The following is a 25,171-nucleotide window of genomic DNA, read 5'->3' as shown; positions in this document are numbered from 1 at the left end:
GTTAAGCGCCTGTTTGCACAAATGTTGAAAGCGCACTGCAATAAGCGTTTTCACGATTCTAAATTTAATATTTATATTTATATTCTTTGTAAAAACCTATTTTAATTACTAATGAAGTTCGATAAACTTTTCTCTTCTATTAACCAGGAAAACTTAAAAAAGCCAACGGTAATTTTTTTTATTTTTTCTTTGTGTTTTTCATTTTGGTTTATCGATTTTTGGAAGCCATACAATACAGCGAAGAATCATAATAATTTTAACTGGGACATTATGAATTACTACAGTTATTTACCTGCTAAATTCTGTAATAATAATTCCTTCGATTTTCACATGGGTGCCGATTCGCTGTACCTGCCCGTGGGGCCACTAGGGTATTTTGTCCCTAAAGCAACTTATGGTATGTCTGCCATGTATTCGCCTTTTTTCGCGCTGGGTTACAAGGTAGCTGTGAATCAAAATAGTCCACTTACCGGGTTTTCCGAGCCTTTTGCAACCTGTGTCCGTTGGGGTTCTATTTTTTATGTTTTGCTGGGATTATTTTTTCTTCGTCAACTCTTACTGGTTTGGTTCAATGAATTAGTAACAGCAATAACCCTCTTTGCTGTGTTGTTCGGAACCCTGTTGTTTAATTACACGTTTAGTCAGAGTGAAATGACTCACGGCTATCTCTTTTGTCTTTTTTCTATCTTTCTATATCTCACACATAAGTGGCATCTTGAGCAGCGCTACCTCTACACCGTGTTTATAGGCATTGTCTTTACAATGATCAGCCTTATTCGCCCAACCGAAATTTTCGTTTGTCTTTTTTTCATTTTATGGAATATCAGGAAGCCGGAGGATTTTAAAATCAAGGTCAGTTTTTTCCTGAGAAATTACAAGCACATTCTTTTGATTTTAGCAATCGGAGTACTGATGTGGATTCCCCAGTTTCTTTTCTGGAAAGACGTAACCGGTATGTATGTTTATTATCCCTATTTTGAAGAGGGCTTTTTCTGGAAAGATCCACAGATTCTTAATATTCTTTTTAGTTACCGTAAAGGCTGGATTACGTACACGCCCATGATCGTGATGGCCTTTATCGGATTTTTCTTCGTTAAAAAGGAATTCCCGGTATCCAAGTGGGCTTTTATTTTTATTACCTGTTTAATGATCTATGTGTTGAGTTGCTGGTGGGATTGGGCCTTTGGCGGTTGTTTTGGTGCAAGAGAGTTTTGTCAGCAGATAGCCTTTCTGGCTATACCCATTGCGTATTTTGTGGATTTTGTTTTTTATTCTCCGAAACACCCTGCAGTAAAAGGCTTGTTAAGCTTGCTTAGCGTGGCATTTATTTTCTCCTGTGTGTTTTTAAATATCGGACAAACTTATCAATACAACCACCAGCAAATACATCCCATGGGTATGACAGAAAAGTTATATTGGAAGGTGTTCAGACAATATCAATTCAATGACCATTTTCCCGAAGACTATTGGGGAAATGTAAAAATTCAGGACTACGAAAAAACAATTAAAGGAAAAGAGCGCGACAATAAGTAGCGCTCTTCGATAAATAAAATAAAATTTCAGGAAACTAGTTGGCGATGATGCTTTCAAATAAGAAAGCCCCATCAATGTTAGCAAGCTCTTTATCAGAAGCTCTTTCAGGATGCGGCATCATACCGAAAACATTTTTTCCTTCATTACAAACGCCGGCAATGTGCTCAGTAGCGCCATTGGGATTTGCGGATTCAGACAATGCCCCGGACTCATCACAATATCTGAACAAGATCTGACCGTTAGCGTTTAATTTTTTTAAAGTTTCTGCATCAGCGAAATATTTTCCTTCACCATGAGCGATAGGAATTTTAAGTGCTTTGTTAGCAGGTACTTTAGAAGTTATTTTAGACTGAGAGTTCTCAGATTTAATATAAACGTTTTTACAGATAAATTTACGGCTATCGTTGTGCAACAGCGCCCCGGGAAGCAATCCGGCTTCGCAAAGAATCTGGAATCCATTACAAACACCAAAAACAAAACCTCCTTTATTAGCATGTTCTATAACGCTTTGCATAATCGGAGAAAACTTAGCAATCGCACCACTTCTCAGGTAATCTCCATAAGAGAAACCCCCCGGAAGCACAATATGCGTACAACCTTCAAGATCTGTGTTTTTATGCCAAAGTTTAACTGTTTCCTGTTTCATAATCGTTTGCAACACATATACCATGTCTTCATCGCAATTTGAACCGGGAAATACAACAACACCAAATTTCATGTTTTATTTTTTCTAGTGAATACTTAGATCAATTAAGACTGCAAAAATATTAATTCAATTAATAATAATCTATTTGTTTTTTTGAGAATTTGTTAAGAAAGCCTTTGATCTTGGGTCAGAACTGTTTATTTGGCCTGGTTGAATAAAAAAAGCTTTGCCGGAGCAAAGCTTTTATAGTTAATGGATTCAGAGCTAGTTTAATAACAATGTAACGTAACCGTTACGTGAGTAGGCTCTTCCTTCAAGATCCCTGAAACGGATGCGGTACACATAAGTTCCTTCTTTCGCAGTAACGCCCTGTATCATGCCATCCCAGCCTTTGGTAACATCAATACTATGAAAAACCTGATGTCCCCAACGATCAAAGATTTCCAGTTCAAAGCTCTTTGCATCCAGCCCGTATGGTGTAAATACCGGAATGAATACATCGTTTTTTCCATCAAAGTTTGGCGTAAATGAATTTGGTATATGCACGTTAAAATCATTCTTCACTTCTATAACCTTACTGATTTGATTTGTGCATCCTGCAACAGAAGTAGCCATTAAAGTCACCTTATAATTGCCAGGAGCGTTAAATTTTACAGTAGGATGAATTTCTGTGCGTTCATTTTTTTCACCTTGCACAGTCCAAACGTATTTGTTACTCGCAAATACGGCGCTTTGATTAGTTAACTGTACCTGTGGATCGGCAATTGTAATTTCATTTGGCGAATACGAAAAATCTGCTTTCGGTGTTTCGTAAACCAGTATGGGTGTTGGAAATACAAACTGCGCACTACAGCCCGCAACTTCATCGTCTGTGTAGGTGAAAACAACAGTATAATTACCTGGCGCCGTAAAGGTGTGAATTGCCGTTAACCCTTCATAACTGGAGCCATCCGTAATGTTCCATTTGCCTATGCCCTTATTAGTTCCTTGGTTATTGAGTTCAATGTTTAATGGCGCGCATCCGTCATAGCGACTGCTAATTGCTTTTACAGTTGGAATATTTTTTACCTGTATGCGGGCCATGCTGGTGTCGCGACATAGGGATGCGTTGAGGGTGGAATGGGTTTCATAGGTAATTAAATTATTATCTCCCGGATTTGCAAGTTTGGGATAAAACATACTACCCACAACACCATCACCTCCCCAGGTTCCACCGGGGTTTTGTACGAAGCTGTTTAAATTGAAAGGTTCTTCATTTATGCAAATAATCGGCCCGATGGGCTTAGCCAAATCAGCAGATACAAATGCTTCAACCGAAATTTTTATCTGGGCATCGGCACGGCAAGGTCCAACGGCAATCGTATAATTTAAAATGTTTTCTCCTATCATTCCAAAAGCCGGATTAAATACACCGGAAGTACTTACAGCGCCAGGCAAACCACCTCCAAAAATACCACCAAGAGGGCTTACTTCCAGCTGAACAGGAAGACTCGAATTACAAAATGGACCAACCGGTGTAATAAGTGGGGCGGCTAATGAAAAAACATTTATAGAAAGAACAGAATGATCAGGACAAAGTCCGCTGGGGTATGAAGCTGTGTTATAACTGATAGTAAAAGTTCCAGCTCCTGAAATACCAGGATTAAAACTGCTGCCTGTAAGTGCCGGTCCGCTCCAATAGCCACCGCCATTTACAACAATTGGTGCAAGGGGAACAGGAGGATTTGTATTACATTGATCGTCAATTTTAGAAAGAAGTGCTGCAGATACAAATGCCTCAACTTTAATGGTAGAGGTTTGCTGAGCGTTACAGGTATTTGTACCAATAACATACTGCACGTTATTGTTTCCGATAGAACCTAAAGAAGGTGTAAATACGCCGCCTGGACTTAGATAGCTTGTACTTACCCAATATCCGGTAGGGGGCGACACACTGAGCTGAACAGATCCTGCCGTAGAACAAAGTGGCGCTACCTGCGTTATTACTGGTGTTGCAGGATTTAATACCGAGATGGTTGTTATACTAACATCGGGGCATAAAAAAGGATCTGGTGACGACTGTGTATTGTAAGTTGCCAGGTAAGTATTCGTGGGCAAACCTGAAGGATTGAAGTATCCGTTAGAAACGTTTGGCCCACTCCAGGAACCTGAAGAATTAAAGACAATACTCATCAAGTTAAAAGGACTGCTTGAAACACAAAGGGATGGCACAACGCCGCTCTGACCTGCCGTATTATAATGTGAGGTATGGAAGGTAGCCGATGAGGAAGCAACACAGGTGCCCTGTCCTGCCGTATAAATTACAGTGTTGGTTCCCATACTATTGAGGGAAGGGGTTCTGATACCAGTAGAGGAAACTCCTGAATTACCTGACCATATGCCACCTTGCGGACTAGCTGTCAATATAACGGTTGAAGCATTGTCACATAAAGGTAAAATAGGCGCAATTATAGGAGTTACCGGATTAAACACTTGTATCACCATGGTTGTAAGACCCGGGCAAACGGTAGTATCAGGATATGATTTTGTGTTGTACACCATAGAGTATGTGCCTGATAGCAGCCCGGTAGGAATAAAATGATTATTTATAACGTAACTTCCTCCCCATCTTCCATTTAAAGTATTTTGCACAATTGTCATCAGATTGAAAGGAGCATCCTGTTCACAGCGCGTTGAAACAGTGGAAGACAAAGCCGGGGAGATAAACCTTGAAACTAATATCGTATCCTTGTTACTCACCATACAATTACCGATAGTGACAGAATAGTTAACTATGTTAATTGTTCCCTGAGCTGCCGCAGTTGGCGTGAAAACTCCGCCAGCAGACACAGCAACATTACCGCCCCATGTTCCGCCACTTGGCAGTGCAGTTAATTGAACGGGTTGTATAGTATTGCATATCGATGAGGGCGAATTTAACGTAGGCGTTGGCGGATTGCTTACAAGGATACTAACTGTTTTTGTGACCGAACATACGGGATGAACGGTAGGTGAAATTGTAATACTATAGACGATCGCAGCCTGGTAAACATTTGCTGGAAGAAGAGAAGGAATAATAACAGTTGTATTTTGATTAGGCGTTGACATAAGGCCAGCATAAGTAGCATTACTTGTCCACGAAAAGTTGCACAGACCTGGATTGTTGGTGAGTGAAGCACTGGCAGTAAAAATACCGCCCTGGCAAATTGACGGAACGTTTGTAGTAGCTGTAAATGCCGGGAACGAAACAACCACTGCCTGAACAGTTGTTGTGACAGGACAAATGCTATTTGTGATCAGCACAGTATAGATGCCACTGGCAACTGCGGCTGCATTAAGTAAAGACGGATTCTGTGCCGTACTACTATAACTATTCGGACCAGACCAAACATAGCTTAAAGGCGCAGTGTAAGTTGTTGCAACAGAAAAATTAAGCGCCTGACCAACACAAATAGGTCCGTTAACTGTAGCAGTGCCACTGGGAATGCCTGCACTAGCAGGTATTGGTCCTACATAGATAGTGTAGTCTTCCGTTTCGCCAAAACCAAAAGTGCCGCAAGGTGTAATGTTTGGGCCAGTGGTTGCAAATGCGCATCGAACGCGCATACGGTAAACACCGTTGGGCTGAGTTGCAGGAATTACAAAAGTAATTGTTGTGGGTGTAGCTGCCGTTGGAACTCCGGTTGTTCCTCCCATATATTCAGTGCTTGTATTAAAAGTATTATCCTGGTCCCAATCTACCCAAATAGCAAAACCCTGCGCAAAAGTTATACCCGACTGCATGGTGGCAACAATTGTTTGCCCCGGTGTAACGGACAGATAATTGCTGCAGTAATTAATATAGTTATCAGCGTTACCATTGCACCCTGAGCCATTATTCGTAATGTTGGTGTTTCCACCCGTTGTACTAAAATTATCTATAAAATCGTTTACGGAATTAGATGGACTATTAGATGGCCCTGTTTGATTGCATTGTCCCGATGTATAATTTCCATTACAATAAGGTGCCGAACTACTCGACGACTGAGCATCTAGCGTTGTGTGCACAACAAAAAATACAATAAAAGAAACAATTATATGTATGTGTTTTTTCATTTTACGTAGTCTGGCTGGTACATTAACTGATTGATGGGTTTTAGGATGAGCGCATCTTTAAAACCTGGTAGAATAACTATAGCGTCTTCGCTTTGTTTTCGTGAAGTTTCAAAGCGGCTAATATCTATTATTGCGGGGTTTAAAACCTCACCCGTACTAAGGTGATCTGTTTTAACAGAAAAGGATTCACAATAGTACCAGAGTTCTTTGTAATATTGGAGGGTATTGCTTTTTTTCCAGTTTTGAGTGGCCTCGGCTCCTCCATGTCTTACAGCAAGATAAGGAAAGAATGCTTTTTCTTTCTCTGCATCGGGTTTGAATGTTTCCGGATTCAGCGTTGAATTTTGAGAATAAAAATAGGTAGAAAGAATCGTGAAGATTACGATCAAAACAGGTTTTAAGTCCATCTTTATTTTGGCAAATGTCATGTAAACAAAGATATAACAAAATACCAATGGGCTAAAACTGTTAAATCATTCAAAAGGGGTTTCCACTCAAAGGAATCAGCGGTAAACGTTAATATCTTAAAAAAAAGCTTAAGAAATAACCGGGGGCGGCTCCATTACGGTACCGCAATTTTTACATGTTCTCAGTTCTTTACTTTCATAAAAGCGCTTGAATTCACCCTGAAATTGCGTGGTAATATCAGTAAGTGTAAAATAAGCCTCATGAAGTTTGGTATTGCATTTTTCGCAAAACCACATGAGGCCGTCTTTTTCGCCGTTCTTTTTTTTATGTTCCACAACCAACCCGATAGAATTGGCAGTGCGCTTAGGATTGTGAGGTATTTTGGCAGGTAACAGAAAAATATCGCCTTCCTTAATTTCCACATCTACTGCTTTTCCATCTTCCTGAATAGAAACGGTAATGTTCCCTTCAAGCTGATAGAAAAATTCTTCTCCCTCATTGTAATGATAGTCTTTGCGGGAATTTGGTCCACCCACAACCATGATGATAAAATCCTGGTCCTTATAAACAACTTTATTATTTACAGGAGGCTTAAGTAAATGGCGATTCTCATCAATCCATTTTTTGAAATTAAAAGGGCGTGTTACCATCTTTCAAATATAGAAATTTTGCGTGTAAAGTTTATTTTCTAACGCTTTTAGCTAGCGAAATAAACTTATAGTTCCTTCTTTTTTATAGTTTTGTCCATCACTGCCTTTGGCTCTTAGAACATACATATAAACTCCTTCAGCAGCGTCTTTTCCTTTTGGCGTTTTACCATCCCAGGCAATATTACCTGTCTTGCTTTTTAACTGGTACACTTGTTGTCCCCAGCGGTCCACAATAGTGATATCTATTTCTGTAAGATTTGATCCTTTTACAAAGAACAGATCGTTAGCATTATCTCCATTAGGTGTAAAAACATTCGGAATTTCTAGACTAGAAGGAATTTCCACGTGAATTACTTTATACGCAGTGTCAATACAAATTCCTTTTGTACTAAATAATGTAACCGTATAAGTTCCGGGCTGGTTATAAGTTGCACTTGCATTATAGGCTGTTGTTAAAGTGCCTGTAGAGTTTCCGAAATTCCAGGCCGATGTCATTCCTGCATTACCGAGAACCGATTGTGACGTATTCTCGAAAGTCACTGATAGTGGCGCATAGCCTGTGGTGTCGTTTGCAGTAAATGAAGCAGTTAAACTTCCAGAATAAACGATATAATAGGCTTTGGTCGCACAGCCATTAACGGTGTTAGTAACCAATACAGAGTAGTCGCCAATATTCTTAGTAGTTAGGGTTGCGCTATTAGGTTGCGTAATACTAGCCGTTGGCGGACTTGTCCATAAATAAGCATAGGGTTTGGAGGGCGGATTGCCCAGATCTAAAGTAACACTGGTAACAGTAGCCCCGCAGTCGAGATAAAATTTATTTAACGGAGGGTCAATTGTAGGATATAACCTGTTATCGTAAATAGGTATTGTTGTAGAAGAAGTACAGCCATTGTTATAATCTTTAACTGTGAGCGTGTAAACACCTACTGTAGCGGCCAGATAAGTAGTAGTAAATTGTCCCGGTTGTTGCGGACTTGGCCCGTCCCAAATATATGCTACAACAATAGAATTAGTAGGGAAAGAGTTAGGTGGAATGCCAGTTGAACTTTGGTTGGTTAATACAATTGTTGATGTATTGCAGGTAATAGAACTGGTGCCACCGTTTGTAATAAGTGGTTTCGGCGGAAAAATATTCTGTAGGATAGGAACTACAGAAGTGCTCTTGCAGCTGCTGCTGTTGTCGGTAATCGTCAAAGTATAATTGGCTACGAGGGTTGTTGTAGGCGCAACAGAATTTATGTTTACCGTCAGGGAATATCCCTGAACATTTCCTGGTGAGCCGCCCACCGGAGGGAAGCTCCATCCGTAATTAACGTTAGGAGTTTCGCTGAAACCCTCCAAAACTATACTTGGCGTATTACAGCTCAATGCCTGCGAAGCGGTTGCTGTTAAAGTGGGAGCCACTGTATTTGCGAGAATAGACATAGGCGTTCTCGTCTCACAATAACTTGTATTGTCTTTTGTAATAACGGTGTAAGTGCCAGGTGCGTTCACCGTGTAAGTGGCTGCGCTACTAAGAGTTCCTGAAGGGGTTGCTGAAGAGGCCCCGGGAGGTAAAATCGTATAAGATACCGCTCCACCGGGTGGTGTTGTATTGCCATTTACAATATTCACAATGGCGAAACTGGTGCTATTGCAGCCGAGCGTAAAATTCTGCGGACTAATTACATTAAAGTTCGGGAAACCCTGGTTAGAAGCTACAGTAAAGTTTTTGCAGGACTTACAACCGTTTATCTGGTTAATAGCGCAGTGCGTAAATGTACCCGTACCACCGGGAACATAAACGGTTGTATAAGACGGTGAAGAAAACACAACGTTTTGCGGCGAAGTTATTTCCTGAAGTACATTGATACTAGGATTTGCTGTCGCAGTAATGGTTTGTATAGATGATAGGGTACAGGTGATATTTTGAAAAACAGGAGTAATAATGGAAGTCGGCGTAATTGTATTTAAACTAATTGCAAACGTTTTTGTACCTACACAGCCCGCAGCATTCATAGCGGTAATAGTCCAGTTACCCGTTTGATTAAAGTCAAAACTTTGACTGGCTCCGGTAAAAGGACCAGAAGAGAGACTTACCCAGGTATAAGTATTTATCGGATCAACATTCAGAGTGACACTTGGCTGATTACAAGTTAATAAACTCGCTGGAGTAACTGAGAAGTTAAGCGTTTGAATAGGAGGGTTGATCGTAAAAGTGGCGCTGCTGAAACAACCGCCTCCAGTAGAAATAACGGCTGTATATATACCGGCAGCGATGGATCCGGAAGCACTTGTCATTGTGTTATTGGTAACGCCATTTGGAATGCTGCTCCATGTAATTGTATAACTCGGCGCTGGAGTAGAAGGTGAAAAGGTAAGTCCAAGGTTAAAGGCATTAGTTGTACTCGTACAATTTGCCTGGGTAACTGTTGGAGCCGCATTTAAGGACACAGCCGAAGGAGGAACAATAATAGGCAAGGCTATTGTATCATTGCCGCAAACGCTTGTACGAACGAGTAAAACAGTATAAGTGCCGGGTGCTGAAAATTGATGTGCGGGACTCAAGGCTGTTGAGGTGTTAGAACTTGCCGTTGAAGGATCACCAAAATTCCAACTTACAGCTGAATAGGTATTATTCGATGCCGAACAAGCTCCACCGGTTGTTGCAGGGAGACTTGGCGGAGCGGTGAAGGAGGCATTACCACATGCCATTGTATAGGTAAAAGGTGTGCTGAGAAAACTGGTTATAAAATTCGGCAATCCGTAGCCGTTTGTTTTTGGTGCAATAGACTGACCGCTATTTACATAGTTACAGCCAGAGCCGGAAGCATTTGGATTATTAATTACACCAAGATCAGATTGACCAGTACGGGCCATATAAATCTTTCCATCGGGCGCCAGCTGCAATTGTCCTCCTTCAGAGGCTGATGCTGTATACTGAGAAGCAATAATAGCGGTGGAAGAACCTGCACATAAATCCCATTGATAAATAGCAGAACCGTACCAAGCCGCTCCATAAAACTTGGTTCCGTCTGGTGAAAATTCACAACCGTAAATTCCAGAAATAGTACCAAGAATTATAGGATTAGAAACTGAACCTGTAGAATTATCAAAATCATAAACCTCTATGGTATTTAAGTTATTAGAAATACAAAGGCCAACTTTTTTTCCGTTTGGAGATGTTTTTAATGCGCCTACTACTACCCCTGTACCTCCGTTATGATTGCTCCCTACTGCCGAAATAACCGGTGTGGCATTAAGACCGGCAGAAGTTAGTAAGAAAGTACGGAAATTTGTGGAGTTATAATCATGAGAAACAATCCAGATATCATGACCGTTACAGTGTTTTACGCCCGTAATTTTTTCTGTACTGGGGGTTTGCATTAATACGTTTTTTGTGGTTACTGAACCCATACCGGCGGCAAGACTCATATCCACAATAGAATAACATAAACCATTAGGACCGGCGAAATCATCCACGGTAAAAATATAGTACAATGTTGTGCTTCCTGGTTTTTTAACGATAACACCTGCCTGTGTGGAAGAGCCATCTCCAAATAGCCCGGTACCATTGGCCATCACGGCGTGGCTGGCATCCCAAACAGTAATCCCATCGGTATAAAACAGCAGATTACCTGCAAAATCAGCAATACTTGAACATCCCTCAAAAGTTGTTAACTGTCCGTTCGTAAGTATAGTTGGGGGTACGGTTGTGAAATCCAATCCGGCGTTTTGCCCGAAGTACCATTTTTTACCTTCATTTTGCGCACTCAGGAAACTTGTTAAAGAAAATAGGATTGCCAGGAAAAAAAGGCCGCTGATTTTTTTTGTAAAAATTTTCATGCTAGGGATATCTAAAGGATTAAACTAACTAACCAATTAAATTAAAAGTATGAAAAAGAATTAGATCTTCACAACTTTTTAAAAATTCCCAATTTTACCAAGGCACGAAAACAATTAAAATACAGTTAAAGTATTTAAATTATTGAAATCAAATTTTAACAAAGATCTGGTGGGGATCCCAGACCCACAGAAAGAAAATCGAAACGCCTAATTAACTTCTCTGTAAGTCTGAGTTAAGTATTAAACAAGATTTTTTTTCAACAGATATTCTGCAATTTGCACTGCATTGGTTGCTGCACCTTTACGAAGGTTATCAGCAACCACCCATAAATTTAAAGTATTTGCCTGCGACTCATCTCTGCGAATTCTTCCTACAAAAACTTCGTCTCTATTGTGCGCATTCATTGGCATAGGATAGATCTGATTTTTAATATCGTCTTCTAAAATTACTCCTTCAGTAGTTTTAACAAGTTCAAAAACTTCTTTCAGATCAAAGTCATTTTCAAATTCTATGTTTAAACTTTCGCTGTGTCCGCCCATTACAGGTATACGCACAGTTGTTGCTGTAAGGCGGATAGAATCATCACCCATGATTTTTTTAGTTTCGTTCACCATTTTCATTTCTTCTTTGGTGTAACCGTTGTCTAAAAAAACATCTATTTGAGGAATAACGTTTAAATCGATTTTGTATTTGTAAGCCATCTCTTCACTTAGCCCGTCTTTGCGTTCGTTCATCAGTTGATTAACAGCTTTAACTCCTGTGCCCGTAACACTTTGGTAAGTGGAAACAACCACGCGTTTGATTTTGTATTTTTTGTGAAGCGGATTTAATACAACTACCATTTGAATAGTAGAGCAGTTTGGATTCGCAATAATTTTATCTGTTTTTGTAAGCACGTAGGCGTTTACTTCCGGCACTACTAGTTTTTTTGTCGCGTCCATACGCCACGCAGATGAATTATCTATTACTGTAATTCCTGCCTCAGCGAATTTCGGCGCCCATTCTTTTGAAGTATCACCACCTGCTGAAAATAAAGCTATCTCTGGTTTTGCAGCAATAGCCTGCTCCATTGAATGAACGGTGTACTTCTTACCCTTAAATTCCAGTTGTTTTCCTACCGAGCGCTCTGAAGCAACAGGTATAAGTTCGGTAACAGGGAAGTTTCTTTCCGTTAAAACTTCCAACATTTTTGTGCCCACCAACCCGGTTGCACCAACAACTGCAATTTTCATTATTTGGTTTTAAGATTTGACTGCAAAATTAATAGTTTACACCTATTTCTCTGGTTATTTTAGCGCAAACGTTTTAAATTTTTATTTAATGATACAACATGATTTAATCTTGGTGATCTGTAGAATCAGCTGCATCCCCGCCCGACTGTGCGTTGTTAGGGCTTGGTGTGGCTAAGTTATCAGAAGCTGCCGAATCTTCTTCCGTTACCAGATAAACTCCATCTGGTTTGATAACAACTTTTCTGTGCCGGTATAAAACGCCAATAGACTTTTTGAAAGTAGCTTTACTCATGCTGAATTTTTCTGCAATTTCTTCGGGACTACTTTTATCATGCAGGGCAAGAAATCCTTCGTTATCGCGCAGATACTCCAGAATTATTTCTGTGGCCGACAATACTTTTTGAAAGCCAACTTTCTGCAGACTAATGTCCACAAGCTTGTCTTCACGTATGTGTTGCACATAAGCGATTAATTCTTCTCCCACAAAGAGCGTTTGATAAACATCGCTATGGTAAATTAAACCTTTATAAAGATCATTTATTATACAACTGTAACCTAAGGGCGATTCTTCAGTAATCATTACTTCAACTTCCTGGCCCTTTTCTAATAGCATTTCTTCGTTCGAAACAAATTTATCGAGCTTACTGGAACCAACAATACGCTTGCTTACATCATCAAGATAAACGCGCACAACATAATACTGGCCTTCTTCCATTAAGAACTTTTGTTCGCTTCCGGGTACAAAAAGGTCTTTTTCTAATCCCCATTCCATAAAGGCGCCTTGTTCTGTGGCAGCATTTACTCGCAAACATACAAAGCTGTTTAACTGTGCAATGGGCTTACGGGTTGTAGCAATGAGGCGACTTTCAGAATCGCTGTAAACAAAAACATCGAGTTTTTCTTTTACTTTAGGACGTGACTGTATATGTGAGTTGGGTAATAAAACTTCATTTCCTTCATTGTCTCCTAAAAACAATCCAACTTCGGTATCTCTTACAACGGTGAGCCCGTTTATTTTTCCAATTTCAATCATGCTTCAATTTTAGTTTTGCAAAGGTAAGGTATTTCTTCGCCTTTTTCGGCCAGGATAAAACATCAGGCCGCAGGCTTAATGGGGCAGCTTGACGAGTGAACCTTTCTCTAGCCGCTTAATTGCAGAATGCGTTTTTGATAAAGGTCAAAAACATCCCCACATTGTTTTGTCTATATTTGCAGCCGCATATGACTTCCAAAACCCTCTCCTGGATCATTCTCGTTGTTCTTGCCCTCGTTTGGGGAAGTTCCTTTATTTTAATGAAACGAGGGCTGGATTCCTTCAGTAGTGATGAGGTGGCCGCTCTCCGGATTTCCATAGCGTTTTTATTTCTTACTCCTCTTTATATTAAACATTACAAGATCGATCTTAAAAAATATTTTAAAGGACTCTTTATTATGGGAGTTTTTGGGAATTTAATTCCGGCTTTTTTATTTACTAAAGCCGAAACCCAGGTCAGTAGCAGTCTTGCTGGCATGCTGAATGCACTTACACCCATATTCACCATCATTGTTGCATCAGTATGGTTAAAAGTAAAGCCCGATGGGGTAAAAATCTCTGGAATTATAGTTGGCTTTGTCGCGGCTAGCTGTCTGATGTTATTTGATAAAACAGAAGATATGTTTAGGAACGTAATTTATAGTCTTCTGATTTTTGCCGCCACTTTTTGTTATGCCATTAGTGTAAATGGAATTAAAAAATATCTCAGCGATCTTAATTCTGTTAAAGCAACGCTTTGGGCTTTTACCATTACAGGTCCTGTTGCCCTGATTTATTTGTTCGGCTTTAGCGATTTTACCCTTCATCTCTCAACTAATAATGAAGCGTGGACTTCGCTGGGATATATTTCGATTCTCGCCATTGTGGGTACGGCACTTTCTGTTATCTTATATAACGTACTTATTAAGTTGTCGGGGGTACTCTTTGCCAGCAGTTGCACTTATCTTATACCCGTTTTTGCCATTTTCTGGGGGCTGTTTGATGGGGAAACTGTTAATTTTATTCAGATTTTAAGCATTGTGGCCATAATTTTAAGCGTTTATTTGATTAATCGCGGCCAAAAATTTGCTCATAAATAAGAATTGAGTATATTTGCGTCCCTTTTTAGGGAATTTATTAACAATCAAAAACCAAATTAAATGTACGCAATTGTAGAAATAGCCGGGCAACAATTTAAAGTGGAACGTGGAAACAAAGTATACGTTCACCGCCTAGAGGCTAACGAGGGCGCTAAAATTGAATTTGACAAAGTTCTCCTTTTGGATAACGGCGGAAAAATTTCAGTTGGAAACCCTACGGTAGATGGCGCTGTTGTAGCAGCCACAGTAATCAGTCACGTTAAAGGTGACAAAGTGATCATTTTCAAAAAGAAACGTCGTAAAGGCTATCAAAAATGGAATAATCACCGTCAAAGCTTTACACAAATCCTTATTCAGGGTGTGTTAGCTAAAGGCGACAAATTACAGGAAGAATTAAAAGCAGAGCGCGTTGTTCGTGTTCAGGGCTCAAGAAACAAACCTGTAGCGGTAGCAGCAGAAACTGAAACAACAGTTACTGAAGCAAAACCAGCAAAAAAAGCAGCAGCTCCAAAAAAAGCAGCAGCTCCAAAAAAAGCAGCGGCTCCAAAAAAAGCAGCAGCTAAAAAAACAACAACTAAGAAAAAAGAAGATTAATAACCGAATAGAAGATTGAAGATGAAAGTTTTCAATTCACATTCTAAATTATAAAAAAATGGCACATAAGAAAGGCGCGGGTTCATCGGATAACGGTCGTGATTCGCATAGTAAACGTTTAGGCGTTAAAATTTTCGGTGGTCAAGCGGTAATTGCCGGTAACATCATCGTTCGTCAACGTGGCACAAAACACAATCCATCAGTGGGTGTTGGTATGGGAAAAGACCATACACTTTACGCTTTAATAGATGGAAAAGTAGTATTCAAAAAGAAAAGAGACGATCGTTCGTATGTATCGGTTGTTCCTGTAGAGGGATAATCTCGTTTTCTATGGACTTTAAAGCCCTCCGTGAAAACGGCAGGGCTTTTTCCGTTTTAAAGCATTTATAAAATTGAAGGAAAATAAAAATACTTATATTGCTCTGCTTTGCTTTGTGCTTGCGCTGTTTGCCTGTAAGTCAACCAAACCAAAGGAGCTTGCCGAAATTCCGGAAAAAACTGCTTTTTACACCATTGAACTTACCCGCGATACCATCGCAAATAAAACCAGCGCGGTTGTGAAAAATATAAACGTGGTCGATTCAAAAGTAAGACACACTATAGACGAGACAAAAACAAAAGGACCTAATTATTTGAAGATCCAGATTCTGTACAAAAATAATAAAGTGGTTAATCTTGTAACCGAACATCCTTTGTATAAACACTTCGATTTATATTCTGAATCCGGTAAAATAGAATCAAAATTAATATCTTTATCGCAGGACCTGCTTATTTTTAGGGCTCCGTATTTTGATCAGTTTAAAAAAATCACCATTCTTGAAACAATAAATTTTAAAGAGTCAGCACCTATAATTTTAAAAAAATGAAAAACCGAATTTTAATAGTGCTATGCGTCGTATGCAGCCAGTTTTTTGGACAAACTATATTGGGTGTTGATACTTTAGTTAAAAACGGACCCATAAGTAAACGCATTAATCTTGTGATAATGGGCGATGGATACACTACAAGCGAGATGACTCAATTTATTACTAATGCTACTACATTATCTACCTACCTTTTAAATACCTCGCCTTTTAATAATTATAAAAAATATTTTAATGTATTTGCTATAAAATGTCCGTCGCAGCAAAGCGGTGTTAGTCATCCAGGAACAGCTACAGATGTTACGGAACCGGCTTCACCTACTTTAGCAATCACCAACAATTTTAATACGCGTTTTGATAATTATAACACGCATCGTTTAATTTATGCGATGAATCCTACAGCAGTTTATTCCGTATTGGCTTCCGGGTTTCCGGCTTACGACCAGGTAATTATATTAGGTAATTCAACCGAATATGGTGGTGCTGGCGGAGCCTATGCAGTATCTTCTTTACATTCTTCTTCACCAGAAATTGTGGCTCACGAAATGGGACATTCGTTTGCTGGATTGGCAGATGAGTATTGGAGCGGTGCAATGAATGAAAGAGCTAATATGACAGCAACTTCCAGCTCTGCTACCATTAAATGGGCACAGTGGTTAGGAACAACAGGCATAGGAATCTATCCTTTCGACACTATTGCACCGGGCTTAAACTGGTACCGTCCGCATCAAAATTGTAAAATGCAATATCTGAATAAACAATTTTGTGCAGTCTGCAAGCAAACAATCATCGAAAAGATTCACTCGCTTACAAATCCAATAGATGGCTACAGTCCTGACAACTCGGCTTCCATAACTTATACAGCTTCGTCGCAATGGTTCAAAACAAAAATGATAAAACCTAATCCAAATACTTTAAAAAGGGTGTGGACTTTGAATACAGACGTAGTAGCTTATAATAAAGACTCTGCCTTGGTTGCCGATAATTGGTTTGCGGAAGGAGACAACGCCGTTTTGTTTACTGCTGTGGATACAACTGTTTTATCCAGGGACGAAGACCATGAAAATCTTCATACTTATTCTGTATTGTGGAATGTAGAATATCATTCAACAGTGGGTATTAAAGAAATAAAATCGCAAATGGAATTTTCTATGTTTCCGAATCCTGCGTCCGATCTTATTAATTTGAATTATACTTTATTAAGCGACGCTCAAATAGGAATTTCCATTATAGATATGCAGGGTAAACTGGTTTACAGTGAAAAACCAGAAGGCTTATCTGCCGGGGAATACAAGCGGTCTTTGAATATAAGCCAGTTTAAAGAAGGAAATTATGTACTGGTACTTAGAGTTAATAACCAGGCAATCAATAACAAATTTATAATAGTAAAATAATTTTATGCTCCAGTTAAATTACATTCGCGAAAACAAAGAAGATGTTTTAAAACGTTTGGCCATCAAAAATTTTAAAGATGCCGAAACAATTATCAATACAGTTATCGAATTAGATAATAATAGAAAAGCTGCACAAAAACAAGCAGACGACACCAAAGCCGAAGCAAATGCCCTGGCGAGACAAATTGGTGATTTAATGAAGTCGGGTAAAAAGGAAGAGGCAGAAGTTTTAAAAGCTAAAACTGCCGAGTTGAAAAATTCAGAAAAAGAGCTCGATGAAAAACAAAAAAGTATTGAGTCTGAAGTTCATAAATTATTAGTAACGGTTCCCAACTTGCCGAGTTTAACCGTTCCTGCTGGAAAAACTCCCGAAGACAATGAAGTAGTGTCTGAAGATGGCACAAAGCCTACGCTATACGCTGGAGCTAAACCCCATTGGGAATTAACAACTCAGTATGATATTATTGATTTTGAATTAGGTGTAAAGTTAACGGGTGCTGGATTTCCCGTGTACAAGGGAAAAGGAGCACGTTTACAAAGAGCATTAATCAATTTCTTTTTAGACAGAGCCACCTCAAAAGGATACAACGAAGTTCAACCGCCAATTTTAGTGAATGCGGATAGTGGTTATGGTACCGGACAATTGCCCGACAAAGAAGGTCAGATGTATCACGCTACAGAAGATAATTTATATTTGATTCCTACTGCTGAGGTTCCTATCACGAATATCTATAGGGATGTTATCTTAAAGGAAAGTGATTTTCCAATTAAAAATTGCGGTTATACGCCTTGCTTCAGACGCGAAGCCGGAAGCTATGGAAAAGATGTTCGCGGCTTAAACCGTTTACATCAATTCGATAAGGTTGAAATTGTTCAAATAGTGCATCCTACAGAAAGTTATAAAATTCTTGAGGACATGAAAGACTATGTTGCAAGCCTCTTGAAAGAACTGGGATTGCCATTCCGTGTTTTAAAATTATGCGGGGGCGATATGAGTTTTGGTAGTGCATTAACTTACGATCTTGAAGTTTGGAGTGCTGCACAGCAACGTTGGTTGGAAGTAAGCAGCGTTAGTAATTTCGAAACATTCCAGACAAACCGTTTAAAATGCCGTTACAAAGACGATAAAGGTAAAACGCAATTAGCACATAGTTTAAATGGAAGTGCCTTGGCTTTGCCAAGAATTGTTGCAGCTTTGTTGGAAAACAATCAAACTGAAAATGGCATCACTATTCCAAAAGTACTTGTTCCTTATACCGGTTTTGAAACCATAAATTAATGCGCATACTTTGTTATACAAGTCTGTTTTTGATGTCCATCTTTTTTGGATCATGTAATAAGACAGACTTGTATGAGCAAAAAGCAAAATCGCTGGATAGCCTGAGCGGTGCTGTAAGTTCCATAGCTAAAGAGTTACAGAGCGTTGATACAATTACTTTGCAAAAATCTATTTCGCGTTATACCTGGTACAAACAGTTTATTCAGCAAAATATTAGTGATACTGTAAGTAAAGACGAAGCAGATAATCTTCAGCAGTTCTATGGCAGTGGAAAAAATCTGGAAGATTTTTCAATAAACAGGAAGATACTTCTAACGCGTGCATTACTCGTCAACCAACAATTAGAAAAGTTGGCACATGATATTAAAAATAAAGCCTTGACAACAGATCAGCTTGTTCGTTTTTCGCTCCATGAGACAGATGAAGCGGCAAAATTAATCGCGACAGGCTATCAGCAGCAAAAAAAATTCCATATCCAATTGGAAGAGTTCCGGAATTCTTTAAAGGGAATCGAAGTGCTTATAAGGAGCAGAAACAAAGGAGAATTGCCTACCATTATTAAAGATACAATTTCATTCTAATGATCACTTTTCAAAGCCAGGAGATTTCTTTTAAATTAAAAGAATCCACAAGAATTAAAACATGGATAAAAAAAATAATTGAACTCGAAAAGAAAAAAACCGGCAATATAAATTTTGTATTTACTTCAGACGAAGAAGTTTTAAAAGCAAATATTCAGTTTTTAAATCATAATACGTATACCGACATTATTACATTTGATTCCTGCGAAGGCCCTACTATTCACGGAGATATTATTATTAGCATAGAAAGGGTTCTGGAAAATGCTGAAAAATTTGATGTCCTGTTTGAAACGGAATTAAAGCGGGTGATCATTCATGGTGTTCTTCACCTTTGTGGGTACAAAGATAAAAGCAGTAAAGACGCCGAATTAATGCGCTCTAAAGAAAATTGGGCGATAAAGAAATTTTAATGGTTATTGGCCAATCGTAGAAGAAGCGTCCCTGGTTACATTTCTGAGACTGAAAGTTATTGGGTAGGTAGTTTTGTAGCGTACAAGTCTATTATTTAAAATCGCGGGTTGCCATTTTGTTGATTTGATAATACGCAATGCTTCTTCACCACAACCTGCTCCAAGTCCTTTCTTAAGATTTACACCGGTTACATAGCCGTTTGTTTCGACTACAAATTCTACAATTACAGTGCCTTCCACAGATTTTTCGATAGCTAGTTTGGGATACTCCAATTCAGAAAGAACAAATTCGCCGAGTCCTTCATCGCCGTTTTTATAGTATTCAGGAGACTTATCCGCTTTTGTAAAAATAACGTAGCTACTGTCGGCGAGTGTTCCCTTTTTTAAATTAAGACGCGATCTTTGTTTTACGAATTTATTGTAACGGTCGGTTGACATATGATATGAAAACGAATAGGGATAACTTGCATATTCCTCATTTTGCGTCCTCTTAAATTTTAAAAATTTCAAAATGCGGGTTGTTTCATTTCTTAAAGCATTATTAATTCCGCTTTTGTATGCCACATTAATAGCATTGCCTGCTGAATCAAGATCAAAAGTTGCGGTAACCTGTACATCAAAATTAGAGGTAAGAAGAGCTTTTGGCAAAGTGAATTGTGTTTCAAAAATGTCATCAATCTGCTCTTTTCCGCCAATGGCCTGGGCCTGTATTTGTTCGGAAGAAATCTGAGCGGAAAAATTGTACGCCAGGAAAAAACAAAAAGTCAGTAATAAATTTTTAAGCATAGATTAAAGATAACAAAAGAAATTATTTCTTAAAATAATTCCCATTAGTACTGGTAATTATGGCGCAAAAGCAGCTGGTGATCAAAAAGCCATATTTAATCCAACCGTAAATCCTTGTTTGAGTTTAGAATTCGGTGCATAGCCTAAAACATAATCTACTCGAATGACCCTGAATATTTTTTCAATTCCAAAGTTTACTTCGTAATAGTATTTTAATTTATTACTACTTAAAAAATGTGCACCAATAACTTCCTGGATCGGGAGTTTTTTAATAAGTGGAATACGGCTAAAAATAAAGCCCTGGAAATGATGTTCACCGTGTGCTTCGGCAAACCATCGGTCGGCGCTAAAGGTATAATAAGGTAAAAGCCTGAAGCTACTGAGATAGTCATTTGTATTAAAGATCGTTTGATTGCCAAGAAAATATTTAAAGTCCATAAAATATAATTTCTTCGTATCCAGAAATCCGCCTCCTCTAACGCGGTAGGCGAAGCGACCTAATAAACCAAGTCTTATCTGATCGGATACTGAAGCGCTTAACAAATCATAGTCGGCGCTGGTATATAATATTGGAAATGCCCGTTTATAAGTAACACTTAGCCTGGGATACTTACTTCCTGCCATTATTTTCTGGTCAGGAAGAGAATAGTAACGTTGTTTGAACCGGAATGTAAAAGTAAATTCCGTTGTAAAAGCTCTGTTACTCGAGAACATAGAGTCGTGCGTAAAAGCGTTACGTGGATCGTTACTTGTAAATAACTTGGATCTGTCATCTATAAAAAGAATATCGCTGGTGTTTTTTAGTGGATCACGTTGCATATATCTGACGATACCAGAAAAGAAAACGCCGTTACTGATTTCGGTATGATAGTGACCTTCGATGCCCGTCTCTTTAAATACTTTCATGAAATTCTCATTCAGAAATAAAGAGTAGAGAGAATTGATAAGCGGAGAAATAGGATCTAGCTGGTTATATTGTTCAGCAATAGATTTTACTTTAAACCCGAAACTGGAAAACTTTTTAGGATTGTAAAGGTAATTATAGCCGACTTCACCCCCCCAAAGTTTATTGGCGAACCCGTAACGAGATCTCCCGGTGATGCTATAATTGCGGTTGTTATCATAAGATTTGGTGATGCTGAATTTATAACTCAGATTTAGTCCTTCAATGGTGTTATATTGCACGCCGTTTGTAATAAGTCCTGGAAGAGAGGCACTAAATTTTTTCTTGGTATTGTCATAATTGTATCCAAAAAACAAATCGTCGATCTTCAGTTTATTTCTATGATGATCTACCGAATCCATATAACGGTCGGTACTTCGTATTTTTGAAATACTGTCCTTTTCTCTGTAATCGTTAATCTCTTCCTGCGTCAAAGGTGTAGTTCGTACATTTTCCCAGTAAGCAGAATCTTTTTTATTGGCGTCGTCTTCTACCTTTAAAACTTCATTCTTAAAGAAATTTTTCGAATAAATAGGGTTAAGATCGTATTCGCTGATATTCGCATTGAAGTAGCCATTTCCTTTAAATCCGAAAGCCTGCAAATCAAAAGCAAGATTAAGACTTAAAGGCATCCAAACGCTATCTTCCACAATAGAAGCATGCAATTGTTTAATAGTAAGCGTATCAATAAAATTGATTTTTGATTCTTTGGTCAGCATTAAATCTATACTTGTTATACGCCATGTACTATCTTGTATATAAATGATTCCTGAAAAGCAAGGATCAGACTTTTGTTTAGGTACTACTTTTATTTTATAAATAACTTTGCCCTCGCCACTTACACTTCCTAATAAATAGTAACGGTAAAACAAAAACGCATTATCATGAAGAGGCGATAAAAAAGGCCTATCGCTAAGGTTTCCCAAACTTATAAGATTGTTGTAGAAATTGATTTTCATGTCACTGAGTTTATTAAAGCTGAAAGATTTATTATCTCCACTGACTTTACTGCTGTACATGATTTCTTTTACATTCTCTGGTTTTTCGAAATGGTATTTACTTACACTTTCTGAAAGGTAGATGACGCCTTTAAACTCAGCCGTATCAGAAAGATCACCACCAGCGAGCTTAATTAGACCTTTTATGTTTTTAGGAATGGAATTTATTTTCTGAAGCCCTTTGATATACGCCTTACACGTATAAGCATCTAATTGATTTAAATAATATTTTCTCTTTTTTATAGCTTTGCGTATAATAGGGTAGGCAGGATCTTCACCGGCTTTTATCTCCACTTCTTTGAGTGATATGCCATCTGAGGCAAGCACAACATCCAGCACTTTATTAGCAATCAGGTTTATCTTCTCCGATTTTTTACCGTAGCCTATATATTGATAGATAATCTCGTAGTTTCCAGCCGGAAGTTTTAAAGTGTATTGTCCGTTAACGTTGCTTATAGTGTTGTATGAAGCGCCTTTAACGAGAATTGTAGCAAAAGGTAGCGCTTCGTTTTTGTCGCTCACCGTTCCCGATAAAATAAAGGTTTGAGAAATTACCAGTCCGTGTAAAAGTATGAAAAACAGAACTGCTAAATTTCTATTCATAATGCAAACTTAATCTGTATGACGAGGAGGCATAAATAAAGTTACAAAATCATATTATTTTTTATCAAAACCCATAAAAGCAAAAGAAACTATGTTTGCTCCCATTTTAAGGGCTTTTGTTCTCGCTTCTTCGCTGTCGTTGTGAATTTCCTGACTTTCCCAGCCATCTCCCAAATCGCATTCATAATCGTAAAAACACACCAGGCGACCTTTGTAAATTAAACCGTACCCTTTTGGAGAGCCATTATCATGTTCATGAATTTTAGGTAGCCCTGAATTAAAGTCAAAGCGCTGATGATAGATAGGATGATCAAAAGGTAATTCAACAAGGTCCAGTTCCGGAAAAATTCTTTTTAATTGTGGGCGGATGAACTTATCCATTCCGTAATTATCGCTTACGTGCAAAAAGCCGCCCGCGATCATATAATTCCTTAAATTTTCGGCTTCCTGGTTAGAAAAAATAACATTTCCATGGCCAGTCATGTGAATCAAAGGGTAATTAAAGAGTTCTATACTTCCCGCGTCCACAATAGCTTGCTCAGGATTAATGCTCGTTTTAATTTGCGCGTTGCAATATTTAATAAGATTTGGCAACGAAGTTTCAAGGTTGGCGTACCAATCTCCGCCACCATTATATTTTAAAAGCGCAATCTGGTAGGAGTAGGGTGGACGGATAAAAGAGAAACTCAGTAAGCCAAATAAAACGGCAACCCACAAAAGGTGAATTTTTTTAAGTGATCTTATCGATGGATTTTGCATGTGATGAAGTTAAATAAAAAAGAAGAATAAGATTAAACGCTCTTGTAAAACTCTGTTAATTCGATAGCTTGTTTAGCTTCGGTTACGTCGTGTACTCTTAAAATCGAGGCTCCGTTTAGTAGCGCAATTGTATTTAGAACGGTTGTGCCGTTTAGAGCGGTAACCGGGTTGGTGCCAATAACCTTATTAATCATACCTTTTCTCGAAACGCCCGCTAATATTGGGAAATGGAGATTTAAAAAAGAGGACATTCCCTTTAAAAGCTCGTAATTGTTTTCAAGACTTTTTCCAAAGCCAAAACCTGGATCGATAATAATTTTAGAAAAATTTAAATTTTTAAGAGAATTAATTTTGGATTCAAAAATTTCCCGAATGTCTGAAACACTGTTTTCGTAATGCGGATTTTGTTGCATGGTTTGCGGTGTACCTTGTATATGCATGAGAATATACGGAAGGTTTAGTCGGGCAACGGTTGCAAACATTTTATCATCAAGTGTTCCACCGCCAATATCGTTGATAATGTCTGCCCCCAGATGCGCACTTTGCTCAGCTATTGAAGCTCTATACGTATCTATACTAATTAAAATTTCAGGAAACTTTTCTCTAATAACTGTTAGTACACCTTTTAAACGCTCCCATTCTTCTGTTTCACTGATTTCCTTCGCGTTGGGTCGCGACGAAGCTGCGCCAAGATCAATAATGTCCGCGCCTAACTTTATTTTTTCTTCTACGTCATGTAATATGTCCCTCACCGAATCATACTTTCCGCCATCGTAAAAACTGTCAGGAGTTATATTAACAATGGCCATAATCAAAGGCTTATGAAATGTTATTATTTTCCCATTACAGGAATATTCAATTGATTTTATTTCGTTAATTTTAGTGCTCATACTTTATGCAAAACACATCGCAACAATACGACGCCGCCATTACGCTCTGCAAAGATATCTTTTTAAAGAAAATGAAAGACTATGGAACAGCGTGGAGAAACCTGAGGCCAACTTCCCTTACCGATCAGATTTTTATAAAAGCACAGCGCATTAAAAGCATTGAAGAAAAAGGCACTCAAAAAATTGAAGATGCTATTAGTGGCGAATACATTGGTATTATTAATTATTGTGCTATCGCTCTGATACAGCTGGAACTCGCAGGCGACACACGAATTGATCTCCCTTATGAGGAAGTAAAGAATCTGTACCTGAAGTATCTGGCGCAGACAAAAAAATTGATGGAAGATAAAAACCACGATTACGGCGAGGCTTGGCGCGATATGCGTATCAGCTCGTTAACTGATCTTATCCTCATGAAAATTTTCCGGGTAAAACAAATCGAAGATAACAAGGGAAAAACAATTATCAGCGAAGGTGTTGACGCGAATTACATGGACATGATTAACTACGCGGTTTTCGCCATGATCAGGCTAGCAGACAAAGGTTAAAAGTATTTAAGCCACCTTTAGAAGCTTAAACTCTCGGTA

General features: G+C 38.6%; 21 protein-coding genes. 10 read left to right on the top strand and 11 right to left on the bottom strand.

Going from position 1 to position 25,171, the window contains the following annotated elements; genetic code table 11:
- Positions 1–111 precede the first annotated feature (111 nt).
- Positions 112–1,533, top strand: a complete 1,422-nt coding sequence (locus tag CNR22_07450) for a hypothetical protein (protein PBQ31608.1) — start codon at positions 112–114, stop codon at positions 1,531–1,533.
- A 34-nt stretch (positions 1,534–1,567) separates the two neighbouring features.
- On the opposite strand, the gene CNR22_07445 is transcribed toward CNR22_07450, so the two are convergent.
- The 7 genes from CNR22_07445 to CNR22_07415 form a co-directional block, all read right to left on the bottom strand.
- Positions 1,568–2,251, bottom strand: a complete 684-nt coding sequence (locus CNR22_07445; GenBank protein ID PBQ31607.1) for a phosphoribosylformylglycinamidine synthase I — start codon at positions 2,249–2,251, stop codon at positions 1,568–1,570.
- 192 nt (positions 2,252–2,443) lie between these two features.
- The gene (locus tag CNR22_07440; protein ID PBQ31606.1) at positions 2,444–6,253 is read right to left on the bottom strand and encodes a hypothetical protein; all 3,810 of its coding nucleotides are present in this window, start codon (positions 6,251–6,253) and stop codon (positions 2,444–2,446) included.
- On the bottom strand, positions 6,250–6,681 hold the full coding sequence (locus CNR22_07435) for a hypothetical protein (protein ID PBQ31605.1): 432 nt from the start codon (positions 6,679–6,681) through the stop codon (positions 6,250–6,252). The genes CNR22_07440 and CNR22_07435 overlap by 4 nt, the downstream gene beginning before the upstream one ends.
- Before the next feature lie 108 nt (positions 6,682–6,789).
- Positions 6,790–7,311, bottom strand: coding sequence for a 3-hydroxyanthranilate 3,4-dioxygenase (locus CNR22_07430; GenBank protein PBQ31604.1), 522 nt, complete (start codon positions 7,309–7,311; stop codon positions 6,790–6,792).
- 51 nt (positions 7,312–7,362) lie between these two features.
- Positions 7,363–11,139 (bottom strand): hypothetical protein, encoded by a 3,777-nt coding sequence (locus tag CNR22_07425; protein ID PBQ31603.1) that lies wholly within the window; start codon positions 11,137–11,139, stop codon positions 7,363–7,365.
- A 240-nt stretch (positions 11,140–11,379) separates the two neighbouring features.
- Positions 11,380–12,372: an aspartate-semialdehyde dehydrogenase gene (locus CNR22_07420; protein PBQ31602.1), complete on the bottom strand. Its 993-nt coding sequence runs from the start codon at positions 12,370–12,372 to the stop codon at positions 11,380–11,382.
- A gap of 103 nt (positions 12,373–12,475) precedes the next feature.
- The gene (locus tag CNR22_07415; protein PBQ31601.1) at positions 12,476–13,405 is read right to left on the bottom strand and encodes a GntR family transcriptional regulator; all 930 of its coding nucleotides are present in this window, start codon (positions 13,403–13,405) and stop codon (positions 12,476–12,478) included.
- A 188-nt stretch (positions 13,406–13,593) separates the two neighbouring features.
- On the opposite strand from CNR22_07415, the gene CNR22_07410 reads away from it, so the two are divergent.
- The 8 genes from CNR22_07410 (at position 13,594) to ybeY (ending at position 19,605) form a co-directional block, all read left to right on the top strand.
- Positions 13,594–14,484, top strand: coding sequence for an EamA family transporter (locus CNR22_07410; GenBank protein PBQ31600.1), 891 nt, complete (start codon positions 13,594–13,596; stop codon positions 14,482–14,484).
- A gap of 60 nt (positions 14,485–14,544) precedes the next feature.
- Complete coding sequence (rplU, locus tag CNR22_07405) at positions 14,545–15,078, top strand: 50S ribosomal protein L21 (GenBank protein PBQ31599.1); 534 nt, start codon at positions 14,545–14,547, stop codon at positions 15,076–15,078.
- Positions 15,079–15,136: 58 nt separating this feature from the next.
- A complete protein-coding gene (locus tag CNR22_07400; GenBank protein ID PBQ31598.1) occupies positions 15,137–15,397 on the top strand; it encodes a 50S ribosomal protein L27 in 261 nt (86 codons plus the stop codon).
- 73 nt (positions 15,398–15,470) lie between these two features.
- Entirely contained in the window at positions 15,471–15,944 is a 474-nt protein-coding gene (locus tag CNR22_07395) for a hypothetical protein (GenBank protein ID PBQ31597.1), read from the top strand.
- Positions 15,941–17,335, top strand: coding sequence for a peptidase M64 (locus CNR22_07390; protein PBQ31596.1), 1,395 nt, complete (start codon positions 15,941–15,943; stop codon positions 17,333–17,335). Before CNR22_07395 ends, CNR22_07390 begins: the two co-directional genes overlap by 4 nt.
- Before the next feature lie 4 nt (positions 17,336–17,339).
- Positions 17,340–18,614 carry a serine--tRNA ligase gene (locus CNR22_07385; protein ID PBQ31595.1) on the top strand — a complete coding sequence of 425 codons (1,275 nt, stop codon included), beginning with the start codon at positions 17,340–17,342 and terminating at the stop codon, positions 18,612–18,614.
- Positions 18,615–18,646: 32 nt separating this feature from the next.
- Positions 18,647–19,195 (top strand): hypothetical protein, encoded by a 549-nt coding sequence (locus CNR22_07380; GenBank protein ID PBQ31594.1) that lies wholly within the window; start codon positions 18,647–18,649, stop codon positions 19,193–19,195.
- Entirely contained in the window at positions 19,195–19,605 is a 411-nt protein-coding gene (ybeY, locus tag CNR22_07375) for an rRNA maturation RNase YbeY (protein PBQ31593.1), read from the top strand. Before CNR22_07380 ends, ybeY begins: the two co-directional genes overlap by 1 nt.
- A 3-nt stretch (positions 19,606–19,608) precedes the next feature.
- Here ybeY and CNR22_07370 read toward each other — a convergent pair whose 3' ends face one another.
- The 4 genes from CNR22_07370 to folP all read right to left on the bottom strand — a co-directional run bounded on the left by CNR22_07370 (position 19,609) and on the right by folP (position 24,503).
- Complete coding sequence (locus CNR22_07370; GenBank protein PBQ31592.1) at positions 19,609–20,391, bottom strand: hypothetical protein; 783 nt, start codon at positions 20,389–20,391, stop codon at positions 19,609–19,611.
- Positions 20,392–20,472: 81 nt separating this feature from the next.
- The gene (locus CNR22_07365; GenBank protein PBQ31591.1) at positions 20,473–22,935 is read right to left on the bottom strand and encodes a hypothetical protein; all 2,463 of its coding nucleotides are present in this window, start codon (positions 22,933–22,935) and stop codon (positions 20,473–20,475) included.
- Between the two features lie 54 nt (positions 22,936–22,989).
- Complete coding sequence (locus tag CNR22_07360; protein PBQ31590.1) at positions 22,990–23,694, bottom strand: hypothetical protein; 705 nt, start codon at positions 23,692–23,694, stop codon at positions 22,990–22,992.
- A gap of 32 nt (positions 23,695–23,726) precedes the next feature.
- The gene (folP, locus tag CNR22_07355; GenBank protein ID PBQ34849.1) at positions 23,727–24,503 is read right to left on the bottom strand and encodes a dihydropteroate synthase; all 777 of its coding nucleotides are present in this window, start codon (positions 24,501–24,503) and stop codon (positions 23,727–23,729) included.
- 86 nt (positions 24,504–24,589) lie between these two features.
- On the opposite strand from folP, the gene CNR22_07350 reads away from it, so the two are divergent.
- Entirely contained in the window at positions 24,590–25,132 is a 543-nt protein-coding gene (locus tag CNR22_07350; GenBank protein PBQ31589.1) for a hypothetical protein, read from the top strand.
- The last annotated feature ends 39 nt before the right edge of the window (positions 25,133–25,171 follow it).

The organism is Sphingobacteriaceae bacterium (genome assembly GCA_002319075.1).
Classification (GTDB): domain Bacteria; phylum Bacteroidota; class Bacteroidia; order B-17B0; family Aurantibacillaceae; genus Aurantibacillus.
Note: the sequence above shows the minus strand (reverse complement) of the source record. Positions and strands in the feature narration are given on the sequence as shown.